The following is a 15457-nucleotide window of genomic DNA, read 5'->3' as shown; positions in this document are numbered from 1 at the left end:
CTTTAAATTAATATATTTACATTTGTGATAATTATTTGTTGTAACCCTTGTTATATAAAATAACCCCACTGTGCATGAGAGCACAATGGGGTTATTTTTACTTGTCAGCGAGTGCATCACAGAATGCCTTGCCATAAGGGGGAAGGTCAGGCGGACGACGTGCTGAGATGATATGTCCATCAACAACAACGGCTTCATCTTTCCAGATGGCACCTGCATTTTCCATGTCATCCCGAATGCCTGGTGTAGAGGTTACTGTAACTCCGTCCAGAATTTTGGCAGAAATCAGCACCCAGCCCGCATGACAGATCTGTCCAATCGGTTTCCGGTCTGCATTCATTTCCTTCACAAGCTCCAGTACTTTGGGATAACGACGCAGCTTGTCCGGCGCCCAACCGCCTGGCACGAGAATGCCATCGTAATCTGAACTGTCGAGTTCATCGAAACTGTATTCGGCTTCAGCAGGCACACCATATTTGCCAATATAGGTTTTTCCTTTTTTCTCTCCGGCAAGATGCACTTCTGCACCTTCTTCACGAACCCGATGTACAGGGTACCACAATTCCAAATCTTCGAATTCTTCATCGACCAGAGCGATGACTTTTTTACCAGTTAATCTCATGTCCATCTCTCCTTTTTGCGGTGATTAGATCTGTTTCGTCTTTAATTGTAACAGATTCTCCAAGGGACTTCATGGAAGTGCATATTCAGTTTGGAGGAAGCGATTACAAGTCAGTAACTGCCTGCATTCGACAACCTTCATCTGGAGGGAGTGGTAATTTGTGCAACCTTTCGTTTATAGCAGGATTTGAGCCGAAATAGGTCGAATGGTACTTATATAGAGTATAGAACGAATGAGGTGATGGTTGTGCGCAAGTCGTGCAGATGTGGACATGTAATGGAGTTGGAATTAAGAACAGTGGTATACGCCAAAAAAGTGGAGATTCGAAACGTACCCGTATTTGCGTGTACAGACTGTGTATCATATGAAGTGCTTCCGCCGGTCAAGCCGGACTTAACAGAATGCATTAACACATTGGGTGAACAGCCCGTGAAGCAAGACGTATCTTTTGGTGAACGTAATGAACTGGCAGACCTGTTTCATGAGCTACTGCTGGCCTGGCCGGATGCGACCGATCGGGAGATGGAATATCGAATGCAGCAAGCAGTGGAGGAGCGTATCAATCTGCTGCTGGACATTATGGGTTACGCAACGAAGTCTGGTGATGCAGCGTGGATTGAGACCACGGAGCGCAGACTGAGCCAATTATCCGGATTTGTGTGGCAAGAGTACTTCTCAAATGCTGTCTAATTTTGACGTGTAAAATGCTTGTTTTCATGAAAATTGGCTTTTTCGCGCACTTTTTGTTAAGATATCGAAGAGTGAAAACGCTCAACATAGCGGTATTCCTGGTAAAGGGGGATGTATATCTAATGGCTGACATGACTAAAATGACAAGTATTGAACAGCTAAACTCCGCAGTGGAGGCTACCAAGGATCAACCCTTGCTTCTGTTTAAGCATAGCACGCGCTGTCCGATCAGCTCAAACGCTTATCAGGAGATGAACGATTATTTGCTTAACAATGCCAATGAACAAGTGAAATATGGCATCATCTATGTTGTGGAAGATCGCCCGGTATCCAATGAAGTAGCAGACAAGCTGGGTGTTAAGCACGAATCTCCACAGGCGATCCTGATTAAAAAGGGAATTCCTGTATGGCATACTTCCCATTCAGATATTACTAGAACCACACTTACGAATGTTTTGAGTGAGTCCTAAAGCCTATTTTAATTGATTAATGCAAAAATTTGTCGTAATATAAATCTTAATGAAAATGGTATGAAAATTTACTGGTAATGGAGAGAAGTACTGTGACGGTAACCATTTATGATGTGGCACGTGAAGCTGGAGTGTCTATGGCAACGGTATCACGGGTAGTTAATAATAACCCTAATGTCAAACCGCAAACGCGGAAAAAAGTATATGAAGCCATCGAACGGTTGGGATATCGTCCGAATGCGGTAGCCAGAGGTCTGGCAAGCAAGAAGACAACCACGGTCGGGGTCGTTATTCCAGATATTTCGAACTCAACCTTCGCGGAGATTGCCCGCGGAATTGAAGATATTGCGAATATGTATCACTACAATATTATTTTGTGTAATGCAGATAAGAAGAAAGAAAAAGAAATTCGTGTTATCAACACGTTGCTCGAAAAACAAGTAGACGGACTGCTCTTCATGGGTGGAACAGTAACGGACGAACACATTCAGGCGTTCCAGTCTGCGGCTGTGCCGATCGTACTTTGTGCAACGAGTGATGAGAAGGGCACATTCCCTTCGGTGGATATTGACCATGAGGCGGCTGCGTTTGATGCGGTAAACACTCTGATTCGTCATGGACACAAGGAAATTGCGATGATCAGTGGTACACTGCAAGATCCTGCGAATGGATATGCCCGTTTCCAAGGATACAAAAAAGCACTGGAAGCAGCGGGGATTGAATACCAGGAGGATCTTGTTCGAATTGGTAACTATCGATATGAATCCGGTGTGGAAGCAATGAAATATTTCCTTGGACTCAAGAAAAAACCATCAGCTATCTTTGCTGCTACAGATGAAATGGCCATTGGTGCCATTCACAGCATTCAGGATGACGGTCTGAAAGTACCGGATGACTTCTCCATTATTAGTGTGGATAACATCCGTATGGCTTCCATGGTGCGTCCTCAGTTGACAACAGTGGCTCAGCCAATGTACGACCTTGGCGCAGTAGCGATGCGTTTGCTGACCAAGTTGATGAAGAAAGAAAATGTGGAGAACCCACGGGTTATTTTGCCGCATGAAACGATTCTTCGTCTGTCTGTAAGTCACGCAGATGTAGTTTAATCGGGATTATATACAGTAAGGGAGAAGTCATTCTCTCTACATAGTGGATATGCGAAAGCTCCGGAGACGGAGCTTTTGTGCTGAATTAGTTTAAAAATGAAAACAGGGGGTATCAGAAGATGCGTGAAACGATTGGTATTATCGGAGCGATGGATGAGGAAGTCGAGCTTTTGCTGGCAGGTATGAAGCAGCTTGAGACTGTCAAACAAACCGGCATTACATACGTTGCGGGCGAGTGGCTGGGCAAGCATATTGTTGTGTGCAAATCCGGCGTAGGTAAAGTAAATGCAGCGGTTACAACGCAGATCTTGATTGATCGTTTTCAAGTTAATCGCATTATCTTCACAGGTGTTGCGGGTGCAGTTAACCCCGATCTGAACATCGGAGATATGGTTATATCGTCTGTATGTGTTCAGCACGACATGGATGTAACGCCATTGGGGTTCGCACGCGGGGTTATTCCTTACCAGGAGACATCTGCATTCCCTGCCGAGGCTTCGCTTATTACACTGGCTGAAGAAGCATGTAAAGCTCAGGGAGCCAATTACCTGATCGGTAAAGTGTTATCTGGAGACCAATTTATTGCAAATAAAGATACGGTTAACATGTTATATACCGAAATGGACGGTGCATGTGCGGAGATGGAAGGGGCTGCAGTTGCTCAGGTCTGTTACATGAATCGAGTACCGTTTGTTGTCCTGCGTGGGATGTCAGATAAAGCGGATGGTTCTGCGCATGTTAACTTTGCTGAATTTACCGTGGAATCTTCTCAGCGTTCACACCGTATTGTGGAGCATATGTTAGAAAATATGTAATGGCATAAATTACGATTGCAATGCAAACCAAAATCAATGAAAAACCGCCTTCGATTAGCTGTTCCATGAGGTATGGAGCAACGCTGCAAGAGGCGGTTTTTGTTATGTATATCGTTTTTCGAACAGATCATCGAATTAGTACATGAACCGATGGCGGAAGCGTACCCGATCAAACTGTTCTTCCGATGTGATGGGCACCTGACTTCCGATACGTACCATCAAACAGTTCGCAGGATGTGAACAGATTTCGGGGTCGTCTGTTGCATACCAGGTCATGTCGATCGTTTCCATCAGCCTCTCCATCATTTTGCGATAATCCCATACGTTTAGTCCGCTGCCCTTCAGATCCCAATGCCAATAATATTCTGTGGTGAAAATAATGTAGTTCTCCATGTATTTATCTTCCAGAGCGGTAAGCAACATCTCACGTCCAATGCCAAGCGAGCGATAGTTGTCCGCAACCTCGATTGCCCCAAGCTCAATCAGATCAGTCATATTACCCTCGGACCAGCGTTCACAATCATCCGCATAGTGAAAGGTTACATAGCCGATAATCGTTTCATTTTCGTGTGCAATGATAATTCGCCCTTCAGGTAATGCTGCGATCTCAGCCAGAGCTTCCTGCTGCTCCGTTGGGCGCCGAAAGGCATCCAGATCCGGATGGAAGGCAAGACGGGTTATCTCCTCGGCCTGCACGGGGCCTTCAACAGTAATTCGGTGGCCGGACTTGAAGATGGAACGCATATGATGTTCTTTGATATGCTCCATGGTTCATGCTCCTCTCTTTCCTACCTATAGAGGTTGTTCTTCAAAAAGAACGCTATAGCAAAAATCCAAAAAATTGAAAAGCCATAGACGACAATTGAAAAGATTTGCTATAATTGCGTAGACAAAAAATGTTCACAATTCAATACAGTATAGTTAACATCTGTTTGGCCGAGCAAGTACATGATGAGAAGTTCTCTCTACTAATGTAAGCGCTAACTGGAAGTTCAGTCAACACAAAGGCAATGAGAAGTGACCCCTAACGGGAATCGAAATGTCGAGTTGAAGGAGGCTGGCAAGCATGAGTCAAGCACATGGTGAGATGCTGCAAACGGTTGTGTCTGAATCTAATCTGGGCGATTACACGGAGGCGAGAAGCCGGTTCGATTGGGAATCGGTGGAAAGGCACTTTACGTGGCACGCCAGCGGAAAAGTAAACATGGCGCATGAAGCGATTGATCGTCATGTACTGGAAGGAAGGGGCGGAAAAACCGCTTTATTGTATAGCGATGCTTCACGTGAAGAGTCCTATACTTTTGCTGATCTGAGTGAACAGTCGAGTCGGTTCGGGAACGTTCTCCGCAAATATGGCATTGCCAAAGGGGAACGAGTGTTTATTTTTATGCCTCGAAGTCCTGAGCTGTATTTTAGTCTTCTAGGCATATTGAAAGCTGGAGCCATCGCGGGCCCGTTGTTCGAAGCTTTTATGGAAACGGCTGTGAAGGATCGGCTGGAGGATAGCGGAGCAGTAGCACTGGTTACCACTCCGGAATTACTGAAGCGCATCAAACGTACCGAATTGCCCGAACTCAAACATATATTTATTGTGGGTGGGGGCGCGCAGACTGAAGAAGGACTCATCGATTTTGATGCAGAGATGTCTGCCGCTTCGGATGAGATGGAAGTAGAGTGGCTGAATCGTGAGGATGGTTTGCTTATTCATTATACCTCAGGTTCTACGGGTAAACCCAAAGGGGTGTACCATGTTCAAAATGCCATGATTCAGCACTATTATACAGGTAAGGTTGTCTTGGATTTACGCGAGGATGATGTATACTGGTGCACTGCTGACCCTGGTTGGGTGACAGGCACCTCTTACGGTAGCTTTGCTCCATGGCTCAACGGAGTGACCAATGTGATACGGGGTGGTCGTTTCAGTCCTCAAGATTGGTACAGCACCATCCAGAAGAACAAAGTCACGATCTGGTACAGTGCACCAACGGCCTTTCGTATGCTGATGGGAGCGGGAGAAGAGACCATTGCCCAGCATGATCTGAGCAGTCTCCGTCATGTCATGTCTGTTGGTGAACCGCTCAATCCGGAGGTTGTTCGTTGGGGATGGAAAGCCTATGGTCAGCGGATTCATGATACATGGTGGATGACGGAAACAGGTGCACAGCTAATCTGTAACTATCCCGGAATGCCGATTAAGCCTGGCTCCATGGGACGTCCGTTGCCTGGAATCGAAGCAGCGATTATTGATGATCGCGGGCAGGAATTACCACCGTACAGTATGGGTAATCTGGCCATACGGGCACCTTGGCCATCCATGATGGCGAAGATCTGGAATAACCCGGTGAAATACGAGGAGTATTTCAGGCTTACGGGCTGGTATGTATCCGGTGACTCCGCTTATATGGATGAAGAAGGATATTTCTGGTTCCAGGGACGTATTGATGATGTGATTAATTCGTCAGGCGAGCGTATCGGCCCCTTTGAGGTGGAGAGCAAGCTCGTGGAGCATCCTGCGGTAGCTGAGGCGGGTGTAATCGGTAAGCCGGATGTGACACGTGGGGAGATCATCAAGGCCTTTGTGGCGCTTCGTGAAGGATATGAGGCGACACCGGAGCTGAAAGAAGAGATCTATCGTTTTGTTAAAGAGGGCCTGTCTGCCCACGCTGCTCCGCGTGAGATTGAGTTTAAGGATAAACTGCCCAAGACTCGTTCCGGAAAGATCATGCGCCGTGTCCTGAAAGCCTGGGAGCTTGATCTGCCAACAGGAGATCTATCCACCATTGAAGACTAACGCGACAGTGCTAGGATCATCAATGTGGTGCTATCGATACCGATACATTGAGTAGTGGGGAGAAGTTAATACTCTACGAAGCCAAATATAGTGACTCTACCCATTAAAATGGATTGTAAAAGCCTGCTTTATGCCAATGGCATGAAGCAGGCTTTTTGGCTGCTGTAAATACAAATAAAAAGCCGCACACTCAGATACAGTCTGAGGATGCGGCTTGTTTTGGAACGCTATGCCTGAATCAGGGTTGAAAATGTAGGGCTGCAGAAGGTTCGGATTCACCCGCACTGTTGCTGGCAGATACCTTGAACCATCCACTGGTCGATGCGGGTACTCCATAATCCATGGTATTTCCCGCTGTTGTTCCAATTTTGGTGTAAGGAGCCGAGCCTGTTTCACTGTAATATACAGTATAACTATCTGCGGTTGGACTGGACGCCCATTGAATACGCAGTCCTTGAGTGAGGGCAGATACGCTGACTTGACCAGGTGTGCCTGGGGCTGTCGTTGTTGTATTATCGGTCTGCGTTTCTCCCGGCGTAACGACTGTACCTGGAACTTCAATCGGTTCATCAATCTCTTCTTCCACAGGGGGAGCTACACCAGCACTATTTACTGTAGCGCTAGGAGCAGACTCTCTGCCGGCAACATCCACTGCCGTTACATAGAAGGCGAAGTTACCGCCTTGCGCTGCATATGCAGCGAATGATCTGGATTCACCAGTCAGGACAACCTGACCCTGGTTCTGGAATCCTCCACCGTTTACAGAACGGTACAGACGATAACCCACGACATCATTTTCAGGTGTGGCATTAAATGTAATGACAGCTCTGTCACCTGAGGTTGAGATGCGTACGTTGCCTGGTGCATCAGGAGCTTTGCCGTTATCTGTCCTTGGATCAATCTGGGTTGGCATGTCTGCACCAGCATCTTCAGGAAGATAATAAGCAAGTGACTCATGTCGACTCATACGTGAGAATGCATTTTGCAATTCTTTGATGAGATCCGAGATTGGTTTTTTACGCTTGATTACTGTTTTTTCCTTCAACATGTCCGAAGGTGTTCCGTCACGCGGAATATAGTTTACACCATTGTAAGTAATGTACCTGGCTTTGGCTACACCGTCATCGCTATCCTTCGGCACAAACTTGCTGTTGAAAATATCCGTAACAAATTTATCAGTCATGGATGTTGGCAACTTGCCACTGTATGCAGACACCGTGCGCGTTTCGATGCCAGACGGTTTTTTGAATGAATCCGTAACGAACAGATCTTTTTGCGTATCGATCACTTCGTTCAGGATTTTCGACCACAGTTGCTGCGCACGTTTTCTCTGTGATTTACTTTCCAGCGTATTCACGGGCTGTTTGTATCCAACCCACACGCCAAGTGTGACATCTGGGGTATAACCTTCAAACCAGACATCTGCGTAGTTTTGAGTGGAACCTGTTTTACCTACGATTGGCACACTCTTGGAATATTTGTAATTTTCACGTACTTTATCTGCCGTTCCTTCTGTAATAACGGTCCGCAGCATATCGGTCATCAGGTATGCTGTCTGCTCCGAGAAGGCTTGGACAGGTTCAGTATCGTGTTTATAGACAATGTTTCCTTTGGAATCTACAATTTTGCTAATCATGTAAGAATCGTTATATACACCATTATTGGCAATAGCACCATAGGCACTGGTTAATTCTTCAACGGTTACACCGTATTGGAGACCACCGAGAACACCGGTCTGAGCCTGATAGTCTTCCTTCTGAATGGTGGTAATCCCCAGTTTCTTGGCGAAGGTCCAAGCCTTCTCGATCCCTACTTCTTCATTAAACAACTTCAGAGCCGGTATATTGAGAGAATAATTCAGAGCTCTGCGGGCAGTGACCAGTCCCTGATACCGGTTGTTGGCATTCTTGGCAATGTGGTATCCGCTCGGACCATTTTTGAGAATGATCGGTGAGTCATCAATAATTGAAGCTGGCTGAACAAGACCTTCATCTAGCGCAGGAAGATAAGCGGCTATAGGTTTCATCGTTGAACCTGGCTGGCGTATCATCTGCGTTGCGTAGTTCATCTGTTCATCCTGGAAATCCCGACCCTCAATCATCCCTAGAATTGCACCGGTTTTGTGATTAATCAGCATAGCAGCAGTTTGTTCTTTTCCTTTGACAGGATCATCTGCTGAGAAATTGCTGTCATCTTCCGCAATGGTACGCATCGTTTTGTAGATGCTTTTGTTGATGGTCGTGTATATACGATATCCACCTGTCCGCAGTTGCGTCTGAGCTTCCTCTAATAATGCACTGCTTTCCTTCTGAGGTGTGTCTGCATCCGTAGCTTTGTCTGTAGATTCAGCTGTGTCGGAATTCAACTGTTTCATCAAAATCTGTGCAGCTTGTCGTTCTGTTTCCATCATAAGATATGGATAAGTGTTGTAAGCCTTGATGGTCTTCGGAGCGAGAGAGCTTTTGATATCAAAAGCAAGAGCTTTGTCATACTCGGTCTGATTGATTTTTCCCAGTTCAAGCATACGGCGTAGTACCAGATGCTGACGGTTGATTGCGCGGTCAAAATTCTCCTCTACAAAATCACCTTTACCGTTAAAAGCGGAGTAAGAGGAGGGGAGTTGTGGCAATCCAGCAAGATAAGCAGCTTGAGCGATGTTGATTTTTTCCAGATCGTTAATATTGAACAATCCTTTGGCTGCCGCTTTGATTCCGTAAACGTTGTATCCGCTGGAACCATTACCAAAAGGAACTTTGTTCAGATAGGCTGTCATGATCTCGTCTTTGGTCAGGAAACGTTCGAGTCGGAGTGAGAGCAAAATTTCTTTCACTTTCCGATCTTCCGTGCGATCCAGATTCAAAAACACACGACGCGCCAATTGCTGAGTCAGTGTACTACCGCCGGTTTGTACTGATTCTTTCAGCACTTTCTGTTTCACGGCACGCAGTGTTCCGCTCATGTCTACACCTTTATGTTCGTAAAAATGATTGTCTTCAATCGAAATGACAGCATCAATAACCTTCTGTGGGATCTGGTCCGTAGTGACCGGACGCCTGTCTTCTTCCGTACGTAATTGACCGATCGGACTGCCGTCGGCAAAGTAAGCAAAGCCTGTGATGGAGTTTTCGCTGACTTTTTGTTCAATCAGGGCCCTTGAACGGACAGGCTCGTCTTTCACAATGGAACTGACGTATCCCATCAAAGCACCGCCTACAAATAGTGCCCCCATAAATCCAAGGACAACCATCCATTTGACGAAACTTCCCAGTCTGCGGGCAAAGCTACGTTTGCGTACAGGCTGTTCATCGGGCTTTTTCTTATTAACATCAACCATTCAGTGTCTTCCTCCTTTTAACAGCACTTATTATAGCATAAAAAGGCGGGTTTGCATGCCTGAGAAATACAAGTAATGGTCGAAATTTGCCATTCTGCCATGCATTATGCTATATATCATGCGATATTGAAGCACATTTCATGAGTTGTAAGCCATAATAAGCAGGCCACCTCCATGCTGAGGTGCATAGGGTGGCCTGAATGATGTGTCGTAATGGAGGTCTTCTACATTAGGTTTTGAATCGTTGAATCAGCTCTAATAGTTCCTGGGTAAGATTAGCCAGTGAGGCAGATGCCGCTGTAATCTCTTCCATGGATGCGAGTTGTTCTTCAGAGGCAGAGGCGACACGAGTTGCGTGATCTGCTGTCTCATGACCAATGGTTTTGAGTTGCACTAACGTGGCATCAACCTGTTGTGATCCAGCTGACATCTGCTGCGCAATGGCTGAGACATGCTCAATCTGCTCATTAACATCTGAAATCTGTGATGAAATCGAGAGGAATAGTTCACCACTTTCATTAATCACTTCCGCTATATGGCTCACCTCGGCATTCCCATGTTCCATATTTTCAACGAGAGAAAGGACCTCTTGCTGAACGCTATGAATTAACGCTGCAATCTGCGCTGCTGATACTCTGGATTGTTCAGCCAGATTACGAATCTCGGAAGCAACAACACCGAACCCGCGCCCGTGTTCACCTGCTCGCGATGCTTCAATGGAAGCATTAAGTGCAAGTAGGTTGGTTTGACGGCTAACTTCCGTGATCATGCCTGTAATATGGCCAATCTCTTCCGAACGTTGGCGGAAATTCTCCAGTGCGGTCATCGACGTCTGCACAGAAGAAGTGGCACTATCGACCATACGCATAGCGGACTGAATCTTATCAGTTCCGATGGTTGTTCGTTCGGCCACAGTTCGCGATGAATCGGATACATCGGAGGCGGCCTTTGCAATTCTTCCGATCCCTGCAGATATTTCATTCATGGAACGGGAGGACTCTTGCAGCTCCTGCACCTGTTTACCTGCTTTATCTGCAAGTTCGACTCCTGTTAATGCAATCAGTTCGGCTGCTTTACCTGTTTCTTCGGCACCTGCGGTCAACTGTTGAGAGGTGGAGCCGACAGATAAAGCATGTTCGGATATAACCGATATGGTATGACGCAGGGTATCCATCATCTGATTCATATGACCCGCCATGATGCCAAATTCATCTTTGGATCGTACAGGTAACTTTTGTGTCAAATCTCCGCCAGCCAGCTGTCCAGCGACGATATTAACTTGATTCAACTGTCTAACAATGGAGATGATGGTGTAGGTAACCACACTTGCAAGCAGAAGTACTGCCATTGCGGCAATCAGTATGGACCAGTTCAAGCTGTCATAGAAGGGTTGAAGGATATGGCTCTTTGGCAGCGCCGATACAAGGTACCAGTTTGAATCTGTTCCTTGTAACCTGGCAGGCTCGGCAATAAATAGTTCTTCACCTACTTCAGGGTCTGTAGCGTAAAACTGAGACTCGCCAGACTGTATACGCTGAATGACTGTCTTCATTTCAGATGGAATTACGGCTCCTTCATGAGCCAGCTCCGGTTTGGAGCCGTGTGCAGCAATCTGTCCTTCGCTAGTAATAAGCATGGCATAACCCTGATCCGGATTAAGTGATGCTATATTTTGCTGAAAACGATCAATGGTAAAGTCAGCCCCCACAATGCCCAGAAAAGTTTTGTTTTCATCTAATAGAGGGAGGACAATCGAAACGAGCAGTGTTTCTTTTCCGCCAACCGTGTAGGTCACAGGTTCGGACCAATAGATGGATTTGGTTTTCTTTGGCTGTTGATAGTAAGTACTAGTTTCACCGCTTCCCTGATAAGTAGGCATAGGTTCAAAATGCAGGGAGTTGCCATCACGTATAACGTATGGAACGAATCGACCCGTAGCATCATCATATTCTTTTTTGTTGATGTGCTCCGCATCGTTTCCATCAAAGGCATTTGGTTCCCAGCCCGTATAAAAGCCAAAAACTTTCTCGTCCTTCTTCAGATATTGTTCAAGGAGTCTGACGACTTCTTCACGGTTGAGTGATCCGTTCTGAGCGGCATCCAATAACGTGGTACTCATGGTGTCCAACGTGTTTTTCACCTGATTAATGTCAGTCATAAACTCATTAGTAGCCCGGTTTGCTGCCTGTCCAGCAACGGTTTCGCCGTACTGGAGGCTTTTGTCGTAAATGGACTTGGTGTTAAATGCAATCAGGGCTCCAATACAACAGAGTAATACGATCCCGAGTAAAAGTCCAAGCTTAACAGCGAGCTTGCGATTGCGAAAAAAATGCATGTTTTAATCCCCCTCGATGTCATTCTTGTGATGTATATATGGATGTGTGCTTCTCCTGAAGGGAGTCTATATTTTATATCGTTATTTACGTTCCTATAATGAAGATAATTAAAAAAAAGCATAGAAAAACAGCTGCCGAGAAAATCTCGACAGCTGTTTGGGTTGAAACTTTAATGTGATTGCAACGATTAACGGTTGTAGAACTCGACGATTTGTTTTTCATCGATGTCTTGGGACAATTCAGCACGCTCAGGCAAGCGGATGAATTTACCTTCTACAGCTGCTTCGTTGTATTCAACGTATGCTGGAAGATGCGAACGGCCTTCCAAAGCTTCTTTAATGGAAGAAAGAGCGCGGCTCTTCTCACGCAAGCCGATTACATCGCCAGTGCTTACTTGGTAAGAAGCGATATCGACTTTTTTACCGTTTACAGTTACGTGACCGTGTGCTACCAACTGACGCGCTCCAGCGCGGGAGTTAGCAAACCCAAGGCGGTAAACGAGGTTGTCAAGGCGGCACTCAAGCAAGAACATGAAGTTCTCACCGGCAATACCTTGCATTTTTTGAGCTTTAGAGAACAGTGTGCGGAATTGCTTCTCGCCCAAACCGTACATGTGGCGCAATTTTTGTTTTTCTTGCAATTGCATACCGTAGTTGCTGATTTTTCTGCGTTGGTTAGCTCCGTGCTGACCTGGAGGGAAAGGACGTTTCAATTCTTTGCCTGTTCCGCTAAGGGAAATGCCGAGGCGACGGCTCAATTTAAATTTAGGACCAGTGTAACGTGCCATGTTTAAAGTAGCTCCTTTTTAGTTAAAGTTCATATTAGGGCTCTGTTTGCGCTCCAATTTGTTGATGCGGGCTTGGCCACGCATAGAACGATCAGGAAAGTTCAGCCGCTGTCCTGAAAGCAACAAAAAGAATGAGGGTGACACAACCGGTAATGCCCAAATTTAAAGACCCATTAGTAGTCTTCATCAACAATTTATATTACAGTTTAAGAGAAACAAAGTCAAGCGCAGAATAAAAGCAAAAAAACGTCTAAATTTGTCGATAGGTCATTGGGCCTAAAATAATGGGACAATTTTCTGAAATATGGATGCAAAAATGGTTTAAACAGAGTAAAATAGATTGTATCTTAACTTTAAATCATCTTTATGTAACAAGGTTATCGCAACGAATTTGCAGGTTTGCGATAACGTCTGCAGATTAATGCATCCTGGTGGATGCAAAAACGGTGCAAAGGAGCGCCTGACATGTTAGAACATCTAAGAAGTTTACCTGCCAGCTTGAATTCACGAAGTTCGGGCGATTCCGCATCTTTTGCCGCTCCTCGTTCTCATGAAGAGCATGTGTTGTGGATGCAAAAAATGGATATCACACCTTTTGATTTTTCATATTTGGGCAGCTTGCTAGAGCAGGCATACAGTGACTGGAACTCCAGAGTGGGTTCAAGGCTGGCCAGACCATCAACCTTTTACAGCGTGTGGAACACGGAAGGTGATTGCATAGGATTCGATAGCGATCATGAAGCTGATCCGGGCGTAAATGCACGCAGGCTGGTATTGGAATGTTTGGATAAGAGACAGGCCCTGTCCCTTAAAGGGACAAGCGAACACGGAGAATATCTTATAATAACACATCCCTTATTCTCCAGAACTAACAAGGATATGTTTGCCGTATTCACTGCTGTGATCTATGAATCCAATGGATATGAAACGTCTGAAGCTGTGGTTCAATCTGAGGCATTGCATTATCACACCTGCTTTTACCGAAGATTCGAATACATATTTATGACGGACCTGTTACATGCTCATGAACAAACAGCTCGTGAGGAACACCGGAGGTCCATCCTCTTTCAGATTGTTCAGCGAATGCATGACAAAATGGATGTCGAGGCCATATTGGATGAGGTATTTGACAGTATGGATTACTTGTACCCGGCCACTTATATCAAATTGTATATGTCTCAGGATCAGAGCAACTCTGATCCACGGATTAAACCGTTGCTTGTCCACGAGCGAGGAGAAGATATTTGTGTGCGTTCATTTATGGAAGGTAAGCTGATCGTTGCTCGCTCACATGATGCAGAGAACCGCATTGTAGATGTAGGGATTCCGCTGAAAGGCAAACAAGGCATATACGGTGTGTTCCATATCGAAATGAATGAAGAGATTATGGAAGAATCGGACTTGCAATTGATTACGATGATGGTAGACACTGCAGGAACGGCCTTTGAGAACGCCAAGTTGCATGAACAATCCAATATGTTAATTCAGGAACTTCGTTTAATTAATGATCTTACACAGCGGCTGAACAAGAGTCTGCATCTTTCGGAGATTTATCAACTATCCGAACAAGAGTTAAAGGAAATATTCCAGGCTGAAACGTGTTGCATTCTTCAACTCAATGACAGTACAAATGACTTCGAAGTCATGTCATCTAACGTGAAAGATGTTTTTCACCGATCCTTTTCTGTAGACTACGGTATCGCAGGTTTGGTCTATCGAACAGAGGAACCTCTTATTATAGCCAATTATGCGCAATTTGATAAAGTGTCCTCCTTTTTCATGGAAGATACCGGATCCATGTCACTGATTGCATCACCGATCAGAGTCAATGGTGAAGTGAAGGGGGCCATTTTGCTGGGACACAGTAGAGAGCACTACTTTTCATATGATAACTATAGGCTCTTGCAGATGTTATCTATTCATATCGGGCTTGCCCTGTCAAATGCCACGCTGCATGCCGAGGTTCGGCGCTTGGCTAATCTGGATATGTTGACAGGCCTGTACGTGAGGCATTATCTGGACAGTGTGATTCACGAGCGACAGGCTCATGAATTCTGTGGCTCCCTCATTGTGGTGGATATTGATCAGTTCAAACAGGTGAATGACACATTCGGACACCAGACGGGGGATCAAGTATTGAAGCAAGTGAGTGAGATCGTCACCAGCTCTGTTCGCTCGGAGGATGTCTGCGCCAGATGGGGTGGAGAAGAACTGGCGATCTATATGCCACAGGTGAGTGTAAGGCAGGCGTTAGATTATGCGGAAGTGATTCGAAAGAGAGTCGCAGAAGAGACCAGACCGCCCGTTACGGTATCCAGTGGCATCGCAGAGTGGAGTTGGATGGATGAAAAGGTCAGTGTAGAGTCCTTGTTTTATCGGGCTGATATGGCTTTGTATAGCGCCAAGAATGGTGGTCGGAACAGAATCGTTGTAGAGGAACAGGATGTAACACGTTAAGAGAGAACAATTCCAATTGCGGAGTCGTTCTCTTTTTTTTGTGCATGGG

General features: G+C 45.6%; 11 protein-coding genes. 6 read left to right on the top strand and 5 right to left on the bottom strand.

The annotated features are described in order from the left end of the window. Positions 1-97: 97 nt before the first annotated feature. Positions 98-622, bottom strand: a complete 525-nt coding sequence (locus MKY01_RS21270; protein WP_036674874.1) for a type 1 glutamine amidotransferase domain-containing protein — start codon at positions 620-622, stop codon at positions 98-100. Positions 623-898: 276 nt separating this feature from the next. Here MKY01_RS21270 and MKY01_RS21265 point away from each other — a divergent pair, with 276 nt between their 5' ends. From MKY01_RS21265 to MKY01_RS21250, 4 genes are all read left to right on the top strand, one after another. Next, entirely contained in the window at positions 899-1312 is a 414-nt protein-coding gene (locus tag MKY01_RS21265; RefSeq protein ID WP_017687413.1) for a hypothetical protein, read from the top strand. 122 nt (positions 1313-1434) lie between these two features. After that, a complete protein-coding gene (gene ytxJ, locus MKY01_RS21260; RefSeq protein WP_036614693.1) occupies positions 1435-1782 on the top strand; it encodes a bacillithiol system redox-active protein YtxJ in 348 nt (115 codons plus the stop codon). Between the two features lie 92 nt (positions 1783-1874). Further along, positions 1875-2888, top strand: coding sequence for a catabolite control protein A (gene ccpA / locus MKY01_RS21255; RefSeq protein WP_036614690.1), 1014 nt, complete (start codon positions 1875-1877; stop codon positions 2886-2888). Between the two features lie 119 nt (positions 2889-3007). Next, positions 3008-3703, top strand: a complete 696-nt coding sequence (locus MKY01_RS21250) for a 5'-methylthioadenosine/adenosylhomocysteine nucleosidase (RefSeq protein WP_091014256.1) — start codon at positions 3008-3010, stop codon at positions 3701-3703. A 135-nt stretch (positions 3704-3838) separates the two neighbouring features. On the opposite strand, the gene MKY01_RS21245 is transcribed toward MKY01_RS21250, so the two are convergent. Continuing rightward, positions 3839-4471 carry a GNAT family N-acetyltransferase gene (locus MKY01_RS21245; protein WP_282320802.1) on the bottom strand — a complete coding sequence of 211 codons (633 nt, stop codon included), beginning with the start codon at positions 4469-4471 and terminating at the stop codon, positions 3839-3841. Positions 4472-4769: 298 nt separating this feature from the next. Here MKY01_RS21245 and acsA point away from each other — a divergent pair, with 298 nt between their 5' ends. Then, the gene (acsA, locus tag MKY01_RS21240; RefSeq protein WP_339283429.1) at positions 4770-6494 is read left to right on the top strand and encodes an acetate--CoA ligase; all 1725 of its coding nucleotides are present in this window, start codon (positions 4770-4772) and stop codon (positions 6492-6494) included. A 238-nt stretch (positions 6495-6732) separates the two neighbouring features. Here the strand turns inward: acsA and MKY01_RS21235 are convergent, their stop codons facing one another. From MKY01_RS21235 to rpsD, 3 genes are all read right to left on the bottom strand, one after another. Continuing rightward, a complete protein-coding gene (locus MKY01_RS21235; protein WP_282320804.1) occupies positions 6733-9828 on the bottom strand; it encodes a transglycosylase domain-containing protein in 3096 nt (1031 codons plus the stop codon). A 229-nt stretch (positions 9829-10057) separates the two neighbouring features. Beyond that, complete coding sequence (locus MKY01_RS21230; protein WP_282320805.1) at positions 10058-12163, bottom strand: methyl-accepting chemotaxis protein; 2106 nt, start codon at positions 12161-12163, stop codon at positions 10058-10060. Between the two features lie 188 nt (positions 12164-12351). Next, entirely contained in the window at positions 12352-12951 is a 600-nt protein-coding gene (gene rpsD, locus MKY01_RS21225) for a 30S ribosomal protein S4 (RefSeq protein ID WP_017687421.1), read from the bottom strand. A gap of 465 nt (positions 12952-13416) precedes the next feature. Here rpsD and MKY01_RS21220 point away from each other — a divergent pair, with 465 nt between their 5' ends. Then, positions 13417-15408 carry a sensor domain-containing diguanylate cyclase gene (locus MKY01_RS21220; RefSeq protein ID WP_315372640.1) on the top strand — a complete coding sequence of 664 codons (1992 nt, stop codon included), beginning with the start codon at positions 13417-13419 and terminating at the stop codon, positions 15406-15408. Positions 15409-15457 lie beyond the last annotated feature (49 nt).

Origin of the sequence: Paenibacillus sp. FSL R5-0486 (assembly GCF_037975155.1) — a bacterium.
GTDB lineage: Bacteria > Bacillota > Bacilli > Paenibacillales > Paenibacillaceae > Paenibacillus > Paenibacillus amylolyticus.
The sequence above is the reverse complement of the archived record's forward strand: the minus strand, read 5'-3'. Positions and strand labels throughout refer to the sequence as shown.